The organism is Variovorax sp. CF313, assembly GCF_000282635.1.
Taxonomy (GTDB): domain Bacteria; phylum Pseudomonadota; class Gammaproteobacteria; order Burkholderiales; family Burkholderiaceae_C; genus Variovorax.
Genome location: NZ_AKIW01000056.1, coordinates 16,474 through 33,286, shown reverse-complemented (window position 1 = coordinate 33,286; position 16,813 = coordinate 16,474). Strand labels below are relative to the sequence as shown.

Annotated in this window: 16 protein-coding genes; 1 reads left to right on the top strand and 15 read right to left on the bottom strand. The window is 67.0% G+C overall.

Going from position 1 to position 16,813, the window contains the following annotated elements:
• Positions 1 to 78 precede the first annotated feature (78 nt).
• Both PMI12_RS15440 and PMI12_RS15435 read right to left on the bottom strand, forming a co-directional pair.
• Positions 79 to 1,017, bottom strand: a complete 939-nt coding sequence (locus PMI12_RS15440; protein WP_007834104.1) for a 2-hydroxyacid dehydrogenase — start codon at positions 1,015 to 1,017, stop codon at positions 79 to 81.
• A 40-nt stretch (positions 1,018 to 1,057) separates the two neighbouring features.
• On the bottom strand, positions 1,058 to 2,890 hold the full coding sequence (locus PMI12_RS15435) for an ABCB family ABC transporter ATP-binding protein/permease (protein ID WP_007834103.1): 1,833 nt from the start codon (positions 2,888 to 2,890) through the stop codon (positions 1,058 to 1,060).
• Between the two features lie 41 nt (positions 2,891 to 2,931).
• Between PMI12_RS15435 and PMI12_RS15430 the strand changes: the two genes are divergently transcribed.
• Complete coding sequence (locus PMI12_RS15430; protein ID WP_007834091.1) at positions 2,932 to 3,357, top strand: acyl-CoA thioesterase; 426 nt, start codon at positions 2,932 to 2,934, stop codon at positions 3,355 to 3,357.
• Between the two features lie 6 nt (positions 3,358 to 3,363).
• On the opposite strand, the gene PMI12_RS15425 is transcribed toward PMI12_RS15430, so the two are convergent.
• The 13 genes from PMI12_RS15425 to PMI12_RS15365 form a co-directional block, all read right to left on the bottom strand.
• The gene (locus tag PMI12_RS15425; protein ID WP_042673490.1) at positions 3,364 to 4,470 is read right to left on the bottom strand and encodes an ABC transporter substrate-binding protein; all 1,107 of its coding nucleotides are present in this window, start codon (positions 4,468 to 4,470) and stop codon (positions 3,364 to 3,366) included.
• 183 nt (positions 4,471 to 4,653) lie between these two features.
• Positions 4,654 to 5,418 carry an enoyl-CoA hydratase gene (locus tag PMI12_RS15420; protein ID WP_007834087.1) on the bottom strand — a complete coding sequence of 255 codons (765 nt, stop codon included), beginning with the start codon at positions 5,416 to 5,418 and terminating at the stop codon, positions 4,654 to 4,656.
• A 36-nt stretch (positions 5,419 to 5,454) separates the two neighbouring features.
• Positions 5,455 to 6,048, bottom strand: coding sequence for a 2-hydroxychromene-2-carboxylate isomerase (locus PMI12_RS15415; RefSeq protein ID WP_007834085.1), 594 nt, complete (start codon positions 6,046 to 6,048; stop codon positions 5,455 to 5,457).
• A 75-nt stretch (positions 6,049 to 6,123) separates the two neighbouring features.
• Entirely contained in the window at positions 6,124 to 6,870 is a 747-nt protein-coding gene (locus PMI12_RS15410; RefSeq protein ID WP_007834083.1) for an SDR family oxidoreductase, read from the bottom strand.
• Between the two features lie 5 nt (positions 6,871 to 6,875).
• Entirely contained in the window at positions 6,876 to 7,712 is an 837-nt protein-coding gene (locus PMI12_RS15405) for an acyl-CoA thioesterase (protein ID WP_007834081.1), read from the bottom strand.
• A gap of 29 nt (positions 7,713 to 7,741) precedes the next feature.
• On the bottom strand, positions 7,742 to 8,641 hold the full coding sequence (locus PMI12_RS15400) for an alpha/beta hydrolase family protein (protein ID WP_007834079.1): 900 nt from the start codon (positions 8,639 to 8,641) through the stop codon (positions 7,742 to 7,744).
• A gap of 55 nt (positions 8,642 to 8,696) precedes the next feature.
• A complete protein-coding gene (locus PMI12_RS15395; RefSeq protein WP_007834074.1) occupies positions 8,697 to 9,893 on the bottom strand; it encodes an acetyl-CoA C-acyltransferase in 1,197 nt (398 codons plus the stop codon).
• Entirely contained in the window at positions 9,890 to 10,306 is a 417-nt protein-coding gene (locus PMI12_RS28225) for an endonuclease domain-containing protein (protein WP_007834073.1), read from the bottom strand. Before PMI12_RS28225 ends, PMI12_RS15395 begins: the two co-directional genes overlap by 4 nt.
• A gap of 64 nt (positions 10,307 to 10,370) precedes the next feature.
• Complete coding sequence (locus PMI12_RS15385) at positions 10,371 to 12,770, bottom strand: 3-hydroxyacyl-CoA dehydrogenase/enoyl-CoA hydratase family protein (RefSeq protein ID WP_007834072.1); 2,400 nt, start codon at positions 12,768 to 12,770, stop codon at positions 10,371 to 10,373.
• 40 nt (positions 12,771 to 12,810) lie between these two features.
• Positions 12,811 to 13,245 carry a DUF2147 domain-containing protein gene (locus PMI12_RS15380; protein ID WP_007834070.1) on the bottom strand — a complete coding sequence of 145 codons (435 nt, stop codon included), beginning with the start codon at positions 13,243 to 13,245 and terminating at the stop codon, positions 12,811 to 12,813.
• A 46-nt stretch (positions 13,246 to 13,291) separates the two neighbouring features.
• Positions 13,292 to 15,088, bottom strand: a complete 1,797-nt coding sequence (locus PMI12_RS15375; RefSeq protein ID WP_007834069.1) for an acyl-CoA dehydrogenase C-terminal domain-containing protein — start codon at positions 15,086 to 15,088, stop codon at positions 13,292 to 13,294.
• Positions 15,089 to 15,162: 74 nt separating this feature from the next.
• Complete coding sequence (locus PMI12_RS15370) at positions 15,163 to 15,849, bottom strand: TetR/AcrR family transcriptional regulator (protein ID WP_007834068.1); 687 nt, start codon at positions 15,847 to 15,849, stop codon at positions 15,163 to 15,165.
• A gap of 139 nt (positions 15,850 to 15,988) precedes the next feature.
• A complete protein-coding gene (locus tag PMI12_RS15365) occupies positions 15,989 to 16,747 on the bottom strand; it encodes an SDR family oxidoreductase (protein WP_007834067.1) in 759 nt (252 codons plus the stop codon).
• Between the last annotated feature and the right edge of the window lie 66 nt (positions 16,748 to 16,813).

Sequence of the window (16,813 nt, the reverse complement as noted above, 5' to 3'; positions counted from 1 at the left end):
GGGGGCAAGCGGCGCCTCCATCGAGCGCCCTGCCCGCCCCCATCCCAACCTTCCCCCAGAGGGGGAAGGAGCAAGGCATCAGATGGGGGTGAGGACGCCACGCCCCGCGAAGTGCCCTTCGGCATTCGCGAGGAAGTGGTCCACCGACTTCTGCGTCGCCTCGGGCGACCAGCCGGCCATGTGCGGTGTCAGCAGCACGTTATCGAGGCCGATCAGCGGCTCGGGCCGCTTCGGTTCGCTCTCGTACACGTCGAGGCCGGCACCGGCGATGCGGTTCTCGCGCAGCGCGGCCGCCAGCGCCTCGGTGTCGACCACGCTGCCGCGCCCGATGCTCACCAGGTAGCCCTGCGGCCCGAGCGCGTCGAGCACTTCGGCATTGACCAGGTGCTTCGTAGCCGGGCCGCCCGGCGCGGCCAGTACGAGGAAGTCGGCCCATGTGGCAAGCGACTTCAGGTCGTCGAAGTAGCGGTGCGTCGCGCCTTCCTTCGGCTTGCGGTTGTGATAGCCCACCTCCATGTCGAACGCCGCCGCCCGCTTCGCGATCTTCTGCCCGATGGTGCCCATCCCCAGGATGCCCAGCTTCTTCCCCGACACGTTCGGCGGCTGCGGAATGGCCTCGCGCCACACGCCTTCGCGGCACAGCCGGTCGAGCTTGCGGAACTCGCGCACGATGCCGATCAGCAGGCCGAAGGCGTGGTCGGCCACGCAGTCGTCGTTGGTGCCCGCGCCGTTGGCCGTGGCGATGCCGCGTGCACGCGTGGCTTCGAGCGGCACGCCCTCGTAGCCCGCGCCCATGCAGCAGATCAGCTCCACGGCCGGCATGGCCGCGATTTCCTCGGGCGTGATGCCGATGACGCCGATGGTCAGCACCGCGCGGAACTTCTTGCCGTGCTCGGCAATGGCAGCCGCGCGCTGCGCGTCGCCGAAGGCGTAGGTCATGTCGTAGACCTCGGCAATCTGGGCCTGGTGAGCGCTCGACAGGCTGTTGAGCACCAGCAGGGGAATCTTGGTCGACACGTGGGAACTCCTGAACGAAAAAATGAAATGGATGATCGCGCTACATCAGCGGTGCCGCTTCGCTCTTCTGCAAGGCCCACATCTGGGCGTAGCGGCCCTGCTTCGCGAGCAGCTCGGCGTGCGTGCCGCGCTCGACGATCACGCCCGACTCCAGCACCAGGATCTCGTGCGCGTCGACCACCGTCGACAGCCGGTGCGCGATGACCAGCGTGGTCTTGTCCTGCGCGGCGCTCTTGAGCTCCGACTGGATGGCGCGTTCGTTGGCCGAGTCGAGCGCCGAGGTGGCCTCGTCGAAGATCACGATCGGCGGGTTCTTCAGCAGCGTGCGCGCGATGGCCACGCGCTGCTTCTCGCCGCCCGAGAGCTTGAGGCCGCGCTCGCCCACCGTCGTTTCGTAGCCCTTGGGCGTGGCCACGATGAAGTCGTGGATGCGCGCGGCGCGGGCCGCGGCCTCCACCTCTTCGCGCGTGGCGCCGGGGCGGCCGTAGGCGATGTTGTATTCGACCGTGTCGTTGAAGAGCACCGTGTCCTGCGGCACGATGCCGATCGCGCGGCGCACGCTCGACTGCGTGACTGCGCGGATGTCCTCGCCGCCGATGGTGATGCGGCCCTGCTGCACGTCGTAGAAGCGGTAGAGCAGCCGCGCGAGCGTCGACTTGCCCGAGCCCGAGGGGCCGACCACGGCCACCGTCTTGCCCGCTGGAATCTCGAAGCTCACGTGCTTGAGGATGGGCCGCGCGGGCTCGTAGGCGAAGCTCACGTCCTCGAAGCGCACCGTGGCGTCGGCGCCGGCCAGCGGCTGCGAGCCGGGCGCATCGCGCACCTCGCGCTCTTTTTCCATCAGCACGAACATCTTGTCGAGGTCGGTCAGGCTCTGCTTGATCTCGCGGTAGATCACGCCGAGGAAATTCAGCGGAATGTAGAGCTGGATCATGAAGGCGTTGACCATCACCAGGTCGCCCAGCGTCATGCGCCCATCGACCACGCCCGAGGTGGCGCGCCACAGCATCAGCACCAGGCTGATGGCGATCAGCGCCTGCTGGCCGGTGTTGAGCATGCTCAGCGTGCGCTGGCTCTTGATGGCGGCCTTGCGGTAGCGGTCGAGGCTGGCGTCGTAGCGGCCGGCCTCGAAATCCTCGTTGTTGAAGTACTTGACGGTCTCGTAGTTCAGCAGCGAATCGACCGCGCGACTCTGCGCCACCGAGTCGAGCTCGTTCATGGTCTTGCGGAACTGCGTGCGCCACTCGGTCACCGTGACCGTGAACGTGATGTACAGCACCAGCGCGGCCGCCGTGATCCAGACGAACAGCGAGTCGAACTTCACGCCCAGGATGGTGAGCACCAGCACCAGTTCGATGATGGTCGGCACGATGCTGTAGAGCGACATCGAGATCAGCGAGTGCACGCCGCGCGTGCCGCGCTCGATGTCGCGCGTCATGCCGCCGGTCTGGCGCTCCAGGTGGAAGCGCAGGCTCAGCGAATGCAGGTGGCGGAACACCTCCAGCGCGATCTGCCGGGCCGTGCCCTCGGTGGCCTTGGCGAAGATCAGCTCGCGCAGCTCGCCGAAGAGCGAGGTCGAGAAGCGCAGCAGCCCGTAGGCCAGCAGCAGCCCGATGGGCACGATGAGCAGCGCCTGTGCCATGTCGGGCTTGGGCGTCATCGTGTCGACCAGGTTCTTCAGCAGCACCGGCACGCCCACGTTGGCCACCTTGGCGCCCACCATGAAGGCCAGCGCCGCGGCCACCCGCCACTTGTACTGCCAGAGGTAGGGAAACAGGCGGCGCAGCGTCGCCCAGTCGGAACGGTCACTGCGCGCCGGCGGGTGGCCGCCGGCTGTGTGGGGGGAAGGAAGGGCTTCGCCGCTTCGGCGCATGGAGGACAATCGTGGTTGCTTGTTTGTTCCAGATTGTGCCCATGTCAGATACTTCCAGTGCCGCCGCCGCGGCCACCCTCAAAAGCCTGCCCACCGACATGGAGCTGGTGCTCAAGGTCATTCCGATGCCGGCGGACTGCAACGCCAACGGCGACATCTTCGGCGGCTGGGTCATGGCGCAGTGCGACCTGGCCGGCTCGGTGATTCCGGCGCGCTACGCCAAGGGCCGGCAGGCGACGGTGGCGGTCAACGAATTCATCTTCAAGCAGCCGGTGCGGCTGGGCGACATTCTTTCGTTCTATTCGAAGCTGGTGCGCATCGGGCGCACCTCGGTCACGGTGACCGTCGAAGTCTTCGCCGAGCGCTTCCGCGCCCAGGGCGAGTACATCAAGGTCACGCAGGCTACCTTCACCTACGTGGCCATCGACGACAACGGCCGTCCGCGAGTGATCGAGCAGCAGCCCTGAACGAGTTCAGACGCCCGGGTCGCGTACGCGCTCGAAGTGCTCGAACTCGCGGTTGACCCAGCGCCCCTCGCGGCGCTCGACGCGGCGGATGTACACCGTCTGCACGATGTCCCGCGTGTGCGCGTCGATCTCTATCGGGCCGCGCGGGCTGTCGAGCCGCACGCCCCGGAACGCGTCCACCAGCCGCTCGCCAACCGCGCCACCGTGCGCCACGGGCGAGGCCATCGCCGCGTCGATGGCCGCGAGCGCATCGTGGGCCGCGACCGCGAAATACCCCGGACGCAGGTGATCGCCGTACTCCGCCTGGAACGCCGACGTGAACCGGCGGTTGGCCGGCGACTCGTGCGCGAATGAATAGTGGTGACTCGTGACGAGCCCATCGGCCAGCTCGCCGATGCCCTCGAGGTAGTGGTCGTCGGTGGCGTCGCCCGTCGCGAGCAGGCGAATGCCGGCGTCGGCCATGCCGCGGTCGCGCCAGAACTTCAGGAAGGTGGCCGGCATCTGCCCCGACGGCAGGAAGAAGAACACCGCCTGTGGCTTGAGTTCGCGCAGCCGCAGCATGTAGGCCGAGTAGTCGAGCGTGGCCAGCGGCACCCGCAGCATCGCGCCGACCCGGCCTCCACCCGCGGTGATGCCCGATACGAAGGCGCTTTCGGCATCGACGCCCGAGGCGTAGTCGGCCACCACGGTGCAGACGTCGCGCAAGCCTTGCTGGAGCGCCCAGCGCGCCAGCGGCAGCGTGACCTGCCCGATGGTGAAGGACACCCGCACCGCGAACGGGCAGCGCGCCGTGATGCCCGAGGAGGCTGCGTTCATCACCACCAGCGGCAGCTTCGCCTGCGTGGCGACGCTGCCCACGGCATAGGCGTTGGAGCTGAAATCCAGGCCCGCCAGCAGGTCGACACGCTCGCTTTCCACGAGGTCCAGCGCATGGCGGCGCGCCTGGTCGGGCGCGCTGCCGGGCACGTCGCGCCGCAGCAGTTCGACCGGCCGGCCCGCAATGTTCTGGTTGTGCGCCGCCAGCCAGACGGCCATGCCGGCATCGAACTGCCGGCCACCGCCCGCATAAGGGCCGGACCACGAACCGATGACGCCGATGCGCAGCGGTCGCACCCGCGCCAAGGCCAGTGAAGGGGCTGCCAGGGCACCTGCCAGCAAACCGAAAGTACGCCGGCGCGAGAAGCGGAATGCTACTTTTTCAGTAGCGTCGTTTGCCTGCGGGCCGGGCGTTGCGAGGGTTCTTTTCTCTTGCACGCCGCGCAGTGTACGTATGCAGGCCCCGGCCCGGGAAGCGCGTCAGACCTTGGAGAAGTCCGGCTTGCGCTTCTCCATGAACGCGCCGAAGGCCTCGCGCGCCGCCGGTTCGCGCAGCATGCGGCCGAAGCTCGCACCCTCTTCGCCCATGCGCTCCAGCACGGCAGGCATCTGCGCCTTCTTCAGCAGGCGCTTGGTTTCCACCAGCGCGCTCAGCGGCTTGGCGGCGAGCTTGCGGGCCTGCGTCTGCGCGATGGCGTTGACCTCGGTCGGCGGCACCACGCGGTTGACCAGGCCCACCTCCAGCGCGGCCTCGGCCATGAAGGGCTCGCCCAGCAGCAACGCCTCGGCCGCGCGGTGGTAGCCCAGCATCTGCGGCACCAGCAGGCTCGACGCCGCTTCGGGGCACAGGCCGAGGTTCACGAAGGGCATCGAGAAGGCGGCGTTGTCGCCCGCGTAGACGAGGTCGCAGTGGAACAGCATCGTGGTGCCGATGCCCACGGCCGGGCCGCACACGGCCGCGACGATGGGCTTGGGGAAGGTTGCGATGCCGCGCAGGAAGCGGAACACCGGCGATTCCTGCGTCGACGGCGGGCCGTTGAGGAAGTCGCCGATGTCGTTGCCCGCGCTGAAGATGGTCGGATCGCCCTGGATCAGCACGCAGCGCACGGCCGCATCGCTCTCGGCGGCGGCCAGCGCATCGGCCAGTTCGGCGTACATGCCGCTGGTGATCGAGTTCTTCTTGTCGACGCGGTTGAAAGTGAGGGTCATCACACCGGCTTCGGTGTGGACGAGGATGTCGCTCATGGGAATGGTCCTTGAATAAAGGGATTGGCGCCGCGATCAGGCGCAAAGGGCTTCGCGGACGAAATCGAGGCGGTCTTGCCCCCAGAACATCTCGCTGCCGACGAACATGGTGGGAGCGCCGAACACGCCGCGCTCCACAGCTTCCTGGGTGACGGCCTTGAGCCGGTCCTTGGTTTCCTGCGCGCCGGCCAGCGCGAGCAGGCCCGCGGCGTCGAAGCCCGCATTCTGCAAGACGGCGCCGACGATTGCCGGGTCGTTGAGATTCTTCGGCTCGACCCACATCGCGTGGAAGACTGCGTCGACATACGCACCGAAGCGCGCCGGCTCCTTCATCTGGACGCCGGTGGCGCCGCGCATCAGCAGCAACGTGTTGATGGGGAAATGCGGGTTGTGCACGAAGGACACGCCGTAGCGCTTCGCGAAGCGCTGCAGGTCGACGGTCATGTACGGGCCCTTGGGCTTGATCTCGGCGGGCGAATGGTTGCCCGTGGCCTGGAACACGCCGCCCAGGAGCATGGGCTTCCACACCAGCTCGGCGCCTGCGTCAGCACATACGTGCGGCAGCTGCGTTGCGGCGAGGTAGGCGGCGGGGCTGCCGAAGTCGAAGTAGAAGTCGACGGATTTGGTCATGGGTGTCTCCTTGTCGGACGCTTGCGTTCGGGGGCGCGTGCACAGGCCACCGGGTACTCCCCTGCGCCCGTCATCTCAGAATTTCTCGGACCAGGGCCGCAGATCGAGCTCGTGCGTCCATGCATCGCGCGGTTGCGAATGCAGCATCCAGTAGCTGTCGGCGATGTGGTCCGGGTTCAGGATGCCGTCACTGTCCTTCAGTGCATAGCGCTCGGGGAAGTTGCTGCGGATGAACTCGGTGTCGATGGCGCCGTCGACCACCACGTGCGCCACGTGAATGCCCTGCGGCCCCAGCTCCCGCGCCATCGACTGGGCCAGCGCGCGCAATGCCATCTTGGCGCCCGAGAAGGCGCCGAAGTTCGCCGCGCCACGCAGCGAAGCCGTCGCGCCCGTGAAGATGATCGTGCCGCGATGCCCGCCTTCCGGCATGTCGCGCGCCACCATCCGCTTCGCCACCTCGCGCCCGTTGAGAAAGCCCGAGAAGCAGGCCATCTCCCACACCTTGAAGTACTTGCGCGCGGTCTCGCTCAGGATGCTCTCGGGCACGTTGGCCCCGATGTTGAACACCATCACCTCGATCGGCCCGACCGTCGACTCGATCTGCTCGACGAGTGCAACCACCTCCTCTTCCTTGCGCGCATCGCAGGCGAAGGCATGTGCGCAGCCGCCGTCGGCCTCGATCTGCGCCACCAGCGGCTGCAGCTTGTCGAGGCTGCGCCGCGTGACGCAGGTGGCGAAGCCTTCGCGCGCGAAGCGGCGGGCAATGGCGCCGCCGGTGGCGTCGCCCGCGCCCACGATGAGTGCAGCCTTGGTGAGCGCCATGACGGTCATTCCTTGTAGTAGACGATCTGGTTGGAAGTGGCGAGCAACGTGCCGCCTTCGCTCCAGAGCTGCGCAGCCTGGTCGAAGAAGCCGCTGCTGAACTGCTGCCCCGTCGCGCTGCCGAGCAGGTAACCCGTGCCGACCTCGGCCAGCTGCGCCGCATCGGCATGGAAATACGTGGTGATCGACACCGTGCCCACCGGCACCCGCGTGGCGCGGCGCAGCCACACGCGCGGGAAGAACAGGTCGCTCATGGCCGCGAGCGAGGCGAAGTCGAGCGCGCGTTGCTGCGCATCGCGCACCCAGAGCCGGCTCTCGCTGTGATGGCCGCTGCCGTCCCATTTCGAAGGAATGCTGCCGCTGATCGGCCGCATCTCGTACTGGCCGATCCACGCCACGCCCGACGGGCCAATGCTCATGCGCTCGACCATCTCGGGCCGCGGCACCTCGGGCATCGGCAGGTCGTTGCCGTTCCAGGTCTCGCGGCGCACGGCGGTCACCACGGTGGCGGTGGTCGTCATGTTCGGCGCTGCGCCGGGGCCGGCCTGCGTGATCTGCACCGTCCAGTGCTGCGTCGAGCGGTTGGTGCGCACGGCGGTGGCCTGGATGTCGAACGCGCCGGCTTCGAGCGCCGCCGCGTAGTTCACCGTGAGCGCGATCGGCACGCCGAGCAGGTCGGGATGCTTCAGCACCGCCTGCAGCGCCAGCGCCGCGGTGGTGCCGCCGAAAGGGCCGACCATGTTCCAGTAGTCGGGGCTGGTCATGCCCGTGAAGTGCCCCACGCGGATGTCGCTGTGGTGGATCGCCAGGGCCTTGTCGAAGGGGTGCGTGCTCGTCGTCATGATCGGCAGTGTGCCTCCGGTGGATGGCGTCACGCAGTCGTGTGCGGGACGTTGGCGTGCTGCAGCGCAGTAAGCGACGCCAGCCGATGCAGCTTGTCGAGCGTGCTCGGCCAGAGGCTCTGGCTGAACTGCTCGCGGAAGAAGCCGAAGTGGCCGATGCGCCGGGCCTGCACGTCGGCCGGCGCAATGCGCTCCACCGCGCTCGGTGCGCCGGCATAGAAGCTCACGAGGCTTTCGGTGCCGGCGAGCGTCATGAGCTCGTCGTCGGTCATCGACAGCGCGAGCACCGGGAAGCGCACGCGGCCGTAGCTGCGCAGTGCCGCCTCGCCTTCCGCGCCGACGCTGTAGCGCGGGTTCAGGCACCAGCGCCGCCATTGCAGGATCACGCCGCGCGGCAGGTCGCCGACCTTCTTCAGCCGGCGGCCCGGAAAGTAGCCGCACAGCCGCGTGACCAGCGGCACGAGCACGAACCAGAAGTAGAGGATGCTGCGCTTGAGCTTCGGCGCGTTCTCGCGCCAGTAGCCGCTGCCCGCGGCGATGCTGACGAGGCCGTCGACCTGCCCGGGACGCTGCAGGAAGCCCGGCAGCTGCGCGCCCAGGCTGTGGCCCAGCAGGTAGAGCGGCTGGCCGGGCAACGCCGCCTTGGCTGCGTCGATCACCGCTTCGTAGTCGCAAGCCCAGTCGAGCAGGTCGGCCTTGAAGCCGCGCAGCGGCGCATTGCCGCGCGAGTCGCCGGAGCCCCGGTAGTCGAAGGTCCAGACGCGCAGGCCCTGCTGCGCGAGCCATCGCGCGAAGGGCTCGTAGAAGGACTGGCGCACGCCCATCGCGCCACCGATCACGATGCTGGCACGCGGTGCGCCGACCGGCTCGTACGTTCGCACGGCCAATTGCGTACGACCACCATCGGTTGCAAGCTGCTGCATCTGCATGAGGTTGTCTCCTTCGTTGCCTCGACGCTCGTCCCGGTGTCTTGCGCGTTGCCGATCAGACGCGCTCGAAGATTCCCGCGGCGCCCTGGCCCATGCCCACGCACATCGTGACCATGCCGTACTTCAGGTTCTCGCGGCGCAGCGCATGCACCACGGTCGCCGAACGGATGGCGCCGGTGGCACCGAGCGGATGGCCCAGCGCAATTGCGCCGCCCATCGGGTTGACCTTCGACGGATCGAGCCCCAGCGTGTTGATGACGGCCAGCGACTGCGCGGCGAAGGCTTCGTTGAGCTCGAACCAGTCGATGTCCTGGTGCTTCAGGCCGGCGTAGCGCAGCGCGGCGGGAATGGCCTCGATCGGGCCGATGCCCATGATGTGCGGCGGCACACCTTTGCTCGCGAAGCTCACGAAGCGCGCGAGCGGCGTGAGGCCGTACTGCTTCACCGCCTTCTCGCTCGCGAGGATCAGCGCGCCGGCGCCGTCCGAGGTCTGCGAGCTGTTGCCGGCCGTGACGGTGCCGCGCGCGGCGAACACGGTGCGCAGCTTGGCCAGGCCTTCGAGGCTGGTGTCGGGGCGCGCGCCTTCGTCGAGGTTCGCCATGCGCGTCTTCACGATCGACTCGCCGGTGGCGAGGTTTGGCGTGCGGTCGGTCACTTCGATCGGCGTGATCTCGTCGGCGAACTTGCCGGCCTTCTGCGCGGCCAGCGCCTTCTGGTGCGAGGCGAGTGCGAACTCGTCCTGCGCCTCGCGGCTCACCTTCCACTGCTGCGCGACCTTCTCGGCCGTGAGGCCCATGCCGTAGGCAATGCCGACATCGCCTTCGCGCTCGAAGATCGAGGGCGACAGCGAGGGCGAATTGCCCATCATCGGCACCATGCTCATGCTTTCGACACCGGCCGCGATCATCACATCGGCCTCGCCGACGCGGATGCGGTCGGCCGCCATCTGCACGGCCGACAGGCCCGAGGCGCAGAAGCGGTTCACGGTGATGCCGCCGACGCTGGTCGGCAGGCCCGCCAACACGGCGCCGATGCGCGCGACGTTCAGGCCCTGCTGCGATTCGGGAATCGCGCAGCCGCAGATGATGTCTTCGATGGCCTTGGGATCGAGGCTGGGCACGGCGGCGAGCGCGGCACGCAGCGTGGTCGCGAGCAGGTCGTCGGGGCGGTAGTTGCGGAAGTAGCCGCGGTGCGACTTGCCGATGGGGGTGCGGGTGGCGGAGACGATGTAGGCGTCTTGGACTTGTTTCATGGATGGTTCCTGGATTGGGCTCCTTCCCCCTCTGGGGGAAGGTTGGGATGGGGGCAAGCGGCCGTCAATTCATCCAGTCGATTGACGATGGCCTGCAACACCCCTTCAAGATTGACAAACGGATCGTTCGAGCCGAAGCGAAGCACTTCGAATCCCTGCTCGCGCAGGAAAGCGTCGCGTCGGGCGTCGTAGCCGGCCTGCGCCTGGTGTTGCGATCCGTCGAGTTCGACGATCAGCTTAGGGCCGAGGCATGCGAAGTCGGCGATGTAGTTGCCAAGCGGATGCTGCCTGCGGAACTTCACTCCCAGTTGCTCGCCGCGCAACCCGCTCCAGAGCTTGCGCTCGGAGTCGGTCATCTCGCGCCGCAATGTGCGGGCGTTCTGTTGCGCGTTGGGAGTGGATTGGGTTTGCATAGGCTGCCTGCCCCCATCCCGGCCTTCCCCCAGAGGGGGAAGGAGTAAGAGGGCATCGCTCGCGTCAGTTACGCACCGGCTTCCCCGTGCTCAGCATTCCCATGATCCGCTCCTGCGTCTTCGGATGCACGATGAGCGAGCAGAACGCCTTGCGTTCCAGCGCCATCAGGTACTCCTCGGTCACGAGCGAGCCGGCGTCCACGTCGCCGCCGGTCACCACGTTCGCGATCAGGCTTGCAATGTGGAAGTCGTGCGCGGAGATGAAGCCGCCGTCGCGCATGTTCACGAGCTGGCCCTTGATCGTCGCGGCGCTGCTGCGGCCCGCCACACGGAAGCTGCGGCGCAGCGGTGCGCGGTAGCCGGCGTCGGCCATGGCCTTGGCCTGCTGCAGCGCCACGTACAGCAGCTCGTCCTTGTTCGGCACGATCACGTCGCTGTCGAGCAAATACCCGAGCTTCTTCGAGTCAAGCGCGCCAGTGCCCACCTTCGCCATTGCGGCAGCAGTGAAGCCTTCGGTGAGGAAGGGCAGCAGGTCGGTGCCGGTGGAGGCCGAAGCGTTCTCGGCCGCACGGCGCGCGATGTAGGTCAGGCCGCCCGCGCCGGGGATCAGCCCCACGCCGACTTCGACCAGGCCGATGTAGCTCTCCATTGCTGCGACCCGTTTGGCCGAGTGGACGGCCAGCTCGCAGCCGCCGCCCAGCGCCATGCCGCGCACCGCGGAGATCACCGGCACGCTGGCGTAGCGGATCTTGAGCATCACGTTCTGCAACTCCTGCTCGGCGCCCTCCACCGCGCCGATACCGGCTACGACGAAGGCCGGCAGCATCGCCTGCAGGTCGGCGCCGACCGAGAACATCTCATCGGGCGACCAGATCACGAGGCCCTTGTATTCGGCTTCGGCCAGGTCGACTGCGGCGCCCAGCGCCTCGGCCACGTCAGGGCTGATGGCGTGCATCTTCGAATGGATGCTCGCGATCAGCACTTCACCGTCCAGTGTCCACACGCGCACATCGCCTTCGTCGCTGATCGTGGTGCCCGCGGTGTTGGCATCGGCTGCATTCGCGCCGAGCACGCTCTCGGGGAACAGCTGGCGGTCATGCACCGGCAGCCTGCGCTGCGGCACGAACTTGTTCTGCGACGCGCTCCACGAGCCTTCGGGCGTGTGCACGCCGCCAGCCTCGGCCACCGGGCCTTCGAACACCCACTTGGGCAGCGGTGCGCTGCTCAGCGCCTTGCCTGCGTCGATGTCTTCCTGCACCCACTTGGCGACCTGCGCCCAGCCGGCTTCCTGCCACAGCTCGAACGGGCCCTGCTTCATGCCGAAGCCCCAGCGCATCGCGAAATCGATGTCGCGCGCGCTCTCGGCGATGTCGCCCAGGTGCACGGCGGCGTAGTGGAAGCCGTCGCGCAGGATGGCCCAGAGGAACTGGCCCTGCGGTCCTTCGCTCTCGCGCAGCAGCTTCAGGCGTTCGCCCGCGGGCTTCTTCAGCATGCGGCCGTACACCTCGTCGGCCTTGGCGCCGGCGGGCACGTACTCGCCGCTCTTCAGGTCGAAGCGCAGGATGTCGCGGCCGGACTTCTTGAAGAAGCCGGCCTTGGTCTTCTGGCCCAGGTTGCCCAGCTCCAGCAGCTTGGCGAGCACCGGCGGCGTCGCGAAGTTGGCGTAGAACGGATCGCTCTCGGCGTTCAGGTTGTCCTGCAGCGTCTTCACGACGTGGGCCATCGTGTCCAGGCCCACCACGTCGGCAGTGCGGAAGGTGCCCGAGCTGGCGCGGCCCAGCTTCTTGCCCGTGAGGTCATCCACCACGTCGGGCGTGAGGCCGAACTTCTCGACTTCCTTCAGCGTGGCCAGCATGCCGGCGATGCCGACGCGGTTGGCGATGAAGTTGGGCGTGTCGTGCGCGCGCACCACGCCCTTGCCCAGCGTGCTGGTGACGAAGGCTTCGAGGTCGTCGAGCACCTGCGGCTGCGTGGTCGGCGTGTTGATCAACTCCACCAGGAACATGTAGCGCGGCGGGTTGAAGAAGTGAATGCCGCAGAAGCGCGGCTTCAGCGCTTCGGGCAGCGCCTCGCTCAGCTTGGTGATCGAGAGGCCCGAGGTGTTCGAGGCCAGGATCGAATGCTTGGCCACGTGGGGCGCGATCTTCCTGTAGAGATCGAGCTTCCAGTCCATGCGCTCGGCAATGGCTTCGATGACGAGGTCGCACTCGCCGAGCTTGGCGAGGTCGTCTTCGTAGTTAGCCTGCTCGATCAGGCCCGCGTCGGCCACGTCGCCGAGCGGCGCGGGCTTGAGCTTCTTGAGGTTGTCGATGGCGCGCGTGACGATGCCGTTCTTCGGGCCTTCTTTTGCGGCCAGGTCGAACAGCACGACAGGCACGCGCACGTTGACGAGGTGGGCCGCAATCTGCGCGCCCATCACGCCGGCGCCGAGCACGGCGACCTTCTTCACTTGAAATCGGGACATGTTGCTTGGTATTTCTTGGATAGGTTGCGCACAGGCTTGTTTACTGCGCGCGGTTCCAGGTTTGGGTACGCCAGAACGGGCCCAGGTAGCCGCGCACCTCGAGCTTCTTGCCGCCCTCGATGGGCGTGAAGCTCGCGCGATATTCCTTGCCGTTCTCGGGGTCGAGGATCTTTCCGCCTTCCCAGACGTCCTTGTTCTCGGCCTTCTTGCCGCCGCGGATGATGTCGAGGCCGACCATGGGCTTGTCCTTGCGGTCGTCGCTGCATTCGCTGCAGACCGCGCCGGGCTTGGCATCCTTGCCCAGCGCCTTCTCGATGCGCCCGGACAGCGCGCCGTGGGTCTCCGCGATGCTGATCTCGGCCTTGACCTCGCCGGTCTTGTCGTCCACGTTGCGCCACAGACCCACCGGCGTGCTCTGAGCCATGGCCGAAACGGCCGTGACGGAGAACAGGATGGCTGCGAGTGTTGTTTTCATGATCGACGGCTCCTGGAGTCGAAGGAAGACGAGACGGTACGACCGCTCAGGCCAGTGCCGCGTCGGTGTCCATCAGCACCTTGCTGCCGGCGCGCGCGGTGCGCATCAGCGTCGCGGTCTCGGGGAACAGCTTGGCGAAATAGAAGCGTGCTGTCTGCAGCTTGGCGACGTAGAACGGATCGGTGTTGCCGGCCGCAATTTCACGCAGCGCGACCTGCGCCATGCGGGCGAACAGGTAGCCGAACACGAAGTGGCCGGCCACGCGCAGGTAGTCGACAGCAGCGGCGCCCACTTCGTCGGGATTCTGGAAACCCTTGAAGCCGATCTCGGTCGTGAACTTGGTGAGCTGGTCGCCCAGCATCGCGATCGGGTTGATGAACTCGGCCATCTTCTCGTTCACACCCTCTTCTTCCACCAGCTTGCCCACGAGCTTGCCGAACTTCTTCAGCGACGCGCCGTTGTTGCCCAGCACCTTGCGGCCCAGCAGGTCCAGCGACTGGATGGTGTTGGTGCCTTCATAGATCATGTTGATGCGGTTGTCGCGCACGAACTGCTCCATGCCCCATTCCTTGATGAAGCCGTGGCCGCCGAACACCTGCATGCAGGCGTTGGTGGAAATGTGGCCGTTGTCGGTGATGAAGGCCTTGACGATGGGGGTCAGCAGCGCGACCAGCTCACCCGAGTCCTTGCGCACCTTCTCGTCGGGGTGGTTGTGTTCCTTGTCGAGCAGCAGCGTGCAGAAGATCTGCAGCGCGCGGCCGCCTTCGGCATAGGCCTTGGCAGTGAGCAGCATCTTGCGCACGTCGGGGTGCACGATGATGGGGTCGGCTTCCTTGTCCTTGGCCTTCACGCCCGAGAGCGAGCGCATCTGCACGCGGTCTTTCGCGTAGGCCAGTGCGTTCTGGTAGGCCACTTCGGTCAGGCCGAGCGACTGGTTGCCCACGCCCAGGCGTGCGGCGTTCATCATCACGAACATCGCGGCCAGGCCCTTGTTGGGCTCGCCCACCAGCGTGCCGGTGGCGCCTTCGATCACGATCTGCGCGGTGGCGTTGCCGTGGATGCCCATCTTGTGCTCCAGGCCGGCGCAGAAGATCGGGTTGCGCTCGCCGAGCGAGCCGTCGGCCTTGACCTTGAACTTCGGCACCACGAACAGGCTGATGCCCTTGCTGCCCTTGGGCGCATCGGGCAGGCGGGCCAGCACCAGGTGAATGATGTTGCTCGTCATGTCGTGCTCGCCGGCCGAGATGAAGATCTTGCTGCCGGTGATGCGGTAGGTGCCGTCGGGCTGCGGCTCGGCCTTGGTGCGCAGCAGGCCGAGGTCGGTGCCGCAATGGGGTTCGGTGAGGCACATGGTGCCGGTCCACTCGCCGCTCGTGAGCTTGGGCAGGTAGGTCTTCTTCTGTTCGTCAGTGCCGTGCGCCACCAGCGCTTCGTACGCGCCGTGCGAGAGGCCGGGGTACATGGTCCAGGCTTGGTTGGCGCTGTTGAGCATCTCGAACAGGCACTGGTTCACCACGAAGGGCAGGCCCTGGCCGCCGAAGGCCGGGTCGCACGACAGCGCAGGCCAGCCGCCTTCGACGTACTTGGCGTAGGCGTCCTTGAAGCCCTTGGGCGTCTTCACTTCGTGCGTGGTCTTGTCGAGCACGCAGCCCTCTTCGTCGCCGCTGATGTTCAGCGGAAAGGTCACCTCGGCAGCGAACTTGCCGGCCTCCTCGATCACCGCGTTGATGGTGTCGGCGTCGGTTTCGGCGTGGGCCGGCAGCGCCTTGAGTTCCTCGGCGACGTTGAGCACTTCATGCAGCACGAACTGCATGTCGCGCACGGGTGGGTTGTAGGTAGGCATCCGGGACTCTCCTGGTCGAAGCTAGATAGAAAAAAGAAAAAGGGGAAAACAGAAAAGAGGACAGGCCGCGAGCCTCAGCGCACGGTCTTGAGGCGGCGGCCCGCCGGCGCAGTGGCCCCGGCCTTCGGCGCGTCGGGCGTGGCGCTGCGCGCGAGGATGTTGTCGAAGCCGACGTTGGCGCGGCCGATGGAGCCGGGCACCTGAAGAAAGCGCGCCTCGTAGTGCAGCGCGAGGATCAGGCCGTGGATCTCGAACGCCACCTGGCGCTCGTCGGCGTCGGCGCGCAAGTGGCCTTCGCTCTGTGCCTGCACGATGGCGCGCAGCACGGCCGCCTGCCAGATGCTGACCGACTCGACCAGCGCGTCGCGCACCGGACCCGGGCGGTCGTCGAATTCGGAGGCGCCGCTGATGTAGATGCAGCCCGAGTCGATCTCGGTCGAGGTGCGCTTCATCCAGTTGGCGAACATGGCGCGCAGGCGCGGCAGGCCGCGCGGCGCCTGGAGGGCGGGAAAGAACACTTCCTGCTCGAAGCGCGCGTGGTATTCGCGCACCACCGAGATCTGCAGTTCCTCGCGCGAGCCGAAGTGGGCGAACACGCCCGACTTGCTCATCTTGGTGATTTCGGCCACGGCGCCGATCGACAGGCCCTCCAGCCCGATCTGCGCGGCCAGCGCCAGCGCGGCGTCGACGATGACGGCCTTGGTCTGCTGGCCCTTCTGGGCGGCGCGGACGGGCTTGGCGGAAACGGCTGTGGCGGACATCGTGGAATTTCCCTGCAAAAAACGAACGGTCGTTCTATTTTGCAGGGCTTTGCACTTTCGGCCACAAGAAACCTTCAACGTTTGAAGGTTAATTGGCGCGGAATGGGGCCGTCGCCGACCCCGTCCCGGCCACTTCCTTTCAGAATTCCTGCGACACCGGCCGCAACACGACTTCGTTGATGTCCACGTTCGCCGGCTGCTCCACCGCGTAGACGACGGCGCGCGCCACCGAATCCGCGGGGATCTGGTTGGCGTCGTAGAACGCCTTCACGCCGGCCGCGCTCTCGGCATCGCTGCTGCCGAACTTCAGCTCCGAATCGACCGCCCCGGGCGACACGATGGTCACGCGCACGCCGCTGTTGCCCACCTCCACACGCAGGCCCTCGGAGATGGCGCGCACCGCATGCTTGGTAGCGCTGTACACCGTGCCGATGGGCGTGAACACCTTCAGCCCCGCAATGGAAGCGACGTTGACGATGTGCCCGCCGCCCTGCGCCTGCATGCGCGGCAGCACGGCGGCAATGCCGTAAAGCACGCCCTTGATGTTGACGTCGATGGTGCGGTCCCACTCGTCGACCTTGAGTTTCTCGAGCGGCGACAGCGGCATCACGCCCGCGTTGTTGACCAGCACGTCGATGCGGCCGAAGGCTTCGATGGCGGCGGTAGCGAGCTTGTCGAGTTCGGCGCGCTTCGACACGTCGGTGGCCACGGCGATGGCCTCGCCGCCGGCTTGGCGGATTTCTGCCACGACCTTGTCGAGCCTGTCGGTGCGGCGGGCCGCGAGCACCACCTTCGCGCCGCGCGCGGCAAGGTGGCGCGCCGTCGATTCGCCGAGCCCGCTGCTCGCGCCGGTGACGATGGCGACTTTGCCCTTGATGTTGTCTTGAACGGAGGTCATGGAAATTCCTTTCGGGTGTTTTGAAGAAGTGCATGCAGTGTGGAAAATCCAGGTGTTCCAGTAAAT